Below are 3,717 nucleotides of genomic sequence, written 5' to 3'. Positions count from 1 at the left end.
CTGCGTAAGATTGAGGCTAAGACGGGAAAGATTTCGACGCTCTACGACCAGCGCAAGGAGCCTAGCGCGATTCAAACCGCTGAGGATCTGGTAGCCGTGGCGGTGCTGGGAGAGATAGTTTGGACAGCGCATCGCCTGAGCCACAAGATCCGTCGTGCGACCCAGTTCCGCGATTTTGTGTTTCAGGAGCCGCACGATGTTGCTGCCTCGTCCGATGGCCGCTGGCTCTATATCGCCGATGTGAAGGCGTGCCTTATCTATCGCCTCAGCCCCGATAAAGTACCGCCGCAGGTCTTTGCGGGCACAGGAAAGCGGGCGCACACCGGCGATGGTGGCCCGGCAGCGCAGGCGGATATTTTCGGGGCACGCGCGGTGTGCTGCTTCAAGAACTTGGTCTACATCATTGAGCGCGAGGGCAACTGCGTGCGCAAAGTGGACGAGAAGGGGATTATTACGACGGTTGCGGGGACGGGCAAGAAAGGCTACACCGGCGACGGTGGCCCGGCGCTCGACGCCACGTTCAATGGCCCCAAAGGCGCGGCGTGCGACAAAGGCGGCAATCTCTTTATCGTGGACACGGAGAACCATGCGATCCGGCGGATAGATGCCAAGACGAGCGTGATCTCGACCGTGGCCGGAGGACGCAAAGGCGCAGGCGGCGATGGTGGTTCGGCAGCCGAGGCGGGACTGGATCGTCCCCACGGTGTCACCGTCGGCCCCGATGGCGCACTCTACATCGGTGATACGCTCAACCACCGTATCCGACGGGTTGCAAAACAGGAGAAGACGCGATAGAATTGCTCCTGCGTTTTGGCGGCATAGCTCAGCTGGTTAGAGCGACGGATTCATAACCCGTAGGTCTCCGGTTCAAGTCCGGATGCCGCTACTTTCGTTCCACACCAGAAGCCCAGCGTCGAGCTCATGGTGGCAATTCGGACACAGATAAAGTAAGTTCTCCGGGGCATTGATCTCAGAGAGTAGCGCCGTTTCTGGAAAGTCCTTGATCGCTCTCAGGTGGCAGGTGTCCACGAAAAGTGCATACCCACAGCGTTGACAATATTTTGCGCGTTGTTTTATCACTGAGGCTGCGTGAACATAGATAGTCCGACGGCTAACATTGCCTTTGCAACGTGCCTCTGTTCTTACACGAAATGCCTGCCAGCACTCCTCACAAAGCTGGCGATCTTCCGTTCCCTCTTTGGATACTTTTCCACAGTGCTTACAGATACGGTCTTTGCGGCTACGTTTAGGCGACAGAGCATTTTGGAATCCGTTTGCACAGGAACGGGAGCAGAAAAGCCGTCGCCTAACTTCTTGAAGACGCTCAGTGAGCTTGGGTAAAATGGCTTCCCCACACTGACGGCAGCAGTTTGGGGAAGCACAGTAAGCCTCCCGAATTTTTCGTGCTTTAGCTAAAGCGCCTTTTTGCTGGGGGGTTATCGGTTCTTCCATGGTGAACCCTTTCAGTATACTCAGGCAGGCAAACTAAATGCAAACATTTAAGGGGATGGCAAAAAGAAAGCCTCGCTCGAGCAACGTGCATGAGCGAGGCTAAACTATTTTTAATCGAGCCTAGTGCTTGCGGCGACGGGCGGCGATCAGGCCGACAAGGCCGAGCGCACCTAGAGCAAGGGTGCCGGGTTCAGGGGCCACTCCCCCTCCTCCACTCGCGGCACTCACGACGATATTATCCACCGTGACCCAGCCGTGGGTGTAGGGCGTGGTGTCGAAGGTGATCCGGGTACTGGTTGATGTCGCGGTAAACGTAAAAAAACTGGAGAGCTCGGTTCGATACTGTCCCGTCTGTGCGACATTGAAAGCATCAAAGGTCTGGCGGCTCAACTCGGTTGCCCCCAGAGTGTCTGTTAGTACAACATCAAATAACCAGGGGCCACTCGCAGGCTGAGTGGGCGGGTCAAAAGTCCCTCGGTCGAAAGTCACGTTGTAGAGCTGGGCACCCACCGTGGTCAGGTTCTGAAATAGCGTGGAAGGACTGTTGCCCACACCGACCTCAGCTACCTGATTCCCTCCTGCATTTTGAACTGCAACCGAGCCTGTCACAGTCCAGCTCGTCAGCAAGCCCGTCTCAAAATCGGGGTTACTGATAAGGTTCTGGGCCTGTGCGGTTCCATTGCCAGCCAGGAGGGCGAACATAAGCAACCCGCTCGTTTTTATAAATTTCATCCTCTACTCCTCTAGGCATTTTCTGTTGCAAGAATCGTGCCAAAATCTATAGGTATTATCGGCAGGAGTTTCTCTTTTCAATAGAGTGATTTTACACGAGTCAGCCCAGTTCCGTGGCCTCGGAGAGGAGTGACCAGAGCGTCTCCTGCCACTCGTGCGCCGCGTGCTCGGGCTTCATCTGCACCGAGCGCAGGCAAGTCACCGTAGGGGTTGCGAGGCCAAAGAATGCACCGGGTAGCTCGGCGAGGGCGAGATGTAGCCCACGCCGAGCCGCCTCTTCAAAGACGGCTCTAGCCGAGCCGCCTCGCACGGCCCAGACGACAATATCCAGCTCCGGGGGGAAACCAACCACAAAGCGCGGATCGGCGGCGAGTCTTTCGTAGAGCGTGAGGGCTGCGCTCCGGCACTGCGTCAGCATCCCCGAAAACTCCCCGCCTTGCGTCAGTGGCAAGAGTCTTTGGGTCGCCCAGAGCGCCACAGCAGCGGCACCCGCGCGGGAGCACTCCAGGCTAATCTCCCCTAAATGCAGCTCGGTCGAGCTAAAGTAGGTGTAGGGCGAGTCGTGCTTGTAGAAACGCCCGACACTCGGGTCACGAAAGAGCACGCAGCCGCAGCCATAGGGCTGAAGCCCGTGCTTGTGTGGATCTATCACCAGCGAGTCCACTGCACTAATACGATCAAACGCCGCCCGTGCGCTGTCTCCTAAGTTCTGTGCCAACCCAAAGTAGCCGCCGTAGGCCGCGTCGGCGTGCAAGCGAAAGCCAAAGCGCTCCCGTAGTGCAAGAATCTCAGGCAATGGGTCCACGGAACCCATGGCTGTCGTTCCCAGAGTCGCCACGACGCAACCAACATCCCCGCGCTCTAGTCGCGCTTCGAGTGCCGCTCTGTCCATACGCCCGAAACGATCCACCGGAACCGCCTCAAAGGGCAGGCCTAGCACGGCGCTAATCCGGGAGTGCGTGTAGTGGGCCTGGCTCGACGCCATCACCACCTTGCCTGGCGCGAGCCGCCCCGCCACCCAGAGCGCCTCCAAATTGGCCATCGTCCCACCACTGGTGAGATGCCCCAGATAGGTTTCCCAGCCAAACATTGCCGCCAGCGTCGAGACAGCCTCTTTCTCCATGGCTGAGCTGGCCCGTCCGCCATCGAGCGCGTGGTTATTAGGATTCACGTACAGCGCCAGCTGATACGCAAGCCGTGCTATAGGGTGCGGCGGCTTGAGCATCTGCCCGGCGTAGAGCGGATGGAAGTACGGATAGTTGTCCTGAAGACGCACCGCCACCTCTTGCAAGACCGCGCTTAGCGCCGCAGAATCGGCAGTTTCCGTGTGCGGCGGCAAGCCCGAGAAGCCCTCGCCCAGCGTGGCGAGGGCGTCTTTCAAAATATCGAGCGTGTTGTCGTTGATCATCGTGTTTGGGAGCGCCGTGAAGAGAACCGCCCCCATAAACGGGGGCGTCATATTGTCCTCGTTCCTCGGACACAAAGGCCCTCCGGGCCATACCGATCTTATGGGCGGAACGCCCTTCGTGTCGC

At 58.3% G+C, this 3,717-nt stretch carries 3 protein-coding genes, 1 tRNA gene and 1 pseudogene; 2 read left to right on the top strand and 3 right to left on the bottom strand.

Annotation, left to right across the window (positions count from 1 at the left end; all coding sequences use genetic code 11):
• Together ACH2EH_RS16600 and ACH2EH_RS16595 are read left to right on the top strand one after the other, a co-directional pair.
• A pseudogene (locus tag ACH2EH_RS16600) lies at positions 1-795 on the top strand (hypothetical protein); the annotation flags it as partial.
• 17 nt (positions 796-812) lie between these two features.
• A tRNA-Met gene (locus tag ACH2EH_RS16595) sits at positions 813-886 on the top strand.
• Here ACH2EH_RS16595 and ACH2EH_RS16590 read toward each other — a convergent pair.
• The 3 genes from ACH2EH_RS16590 to ACH2EH_RS16580 all read right to left on the bottom strand — a co-directional run bounded on the left by ACH2EH_RS16590 (position 868) and on the right by ACH2EH_RS16580 (position 3,592).
• Positions 868-1,452 (bottom strand): HNH endonuclease, encoded by a 585-nt coding sequence (locus ACH2EH_RS16590; RefSeq protein ID WP_395143290.1) that lies wholly within the window; start codon positions 1,450-1,452, stop codon positions 868-870. The genes ACH2EH_RS16595 and ACH2EH_RS16590 overlap by 19 nt on opposite strands.
• Before the next feature lie 120 nt (positions 1,453-1,572).
• Entirely contained in the window at positions 1,573-2,184 is a 612-nt protein-coding gene (locus tag ACH2EH_RS16585) for a PEP-CTERM sorting domain-containing protein (protein WP_395143288.1), read from the bottom strand.
• 100 nt (positions 2,185-2,284) lie between these two features.
• Positions 2,285-3,592, bottom strand: a complete 1,308-nt coding sequence (locus tag ACH2EH_RS16580; protein WP_395143292.1) for a pyridoxal phosphate-dependent decarboxylase family protein — start codon at positions 3,590-3,592, stop codon at positions 2,285-2,287.
• Between the last annotated feature and the right edge of the window lie 125 nt (positions 3,593-3,717).

Source organism: Armatimonas sp. (genome assembly GCF_043760365.1).
In the GTDB taxonomy this organism is placed as follows: domain Bacteria; phylum Armatimonadota; class Armatimonadia; order Armatimonadales; family Armatimonadaceae; genus Armatimonas.
The sequence above is the reverse complement of the archived record's forward strand: the minus strand, read 5'-3'. Positions and strand labels throughout refer to the sequence as shown.

What these genes read in the sequence shown, in the direction of transcription:
- ACH2EH_RS16580 (WP_395143292.1), bottom strand. Translation starts at nt 3,592, where the DNA reads ATGATCAACGACAACACGCTCGATATTTTGAAAGACGCCCTCGCCACG.
- ACH2EH_RS16585 (WP_395143288.1), bottom strand. Translation starts at nt 2,184, where the DNA reads ATGAAATTTATAAAAACGAGCGGGTTGCTTATGTTCGCCCTCCTGGCT.
- ACH2EH_RS16590 (WP_395143290.1), bottom strand. Translation starts at nt 1,452, where the DNA reads ATGGAAGAACCGATAACCCCCCAGCAAAAAGGCGCTTTAGCTAAAGCA.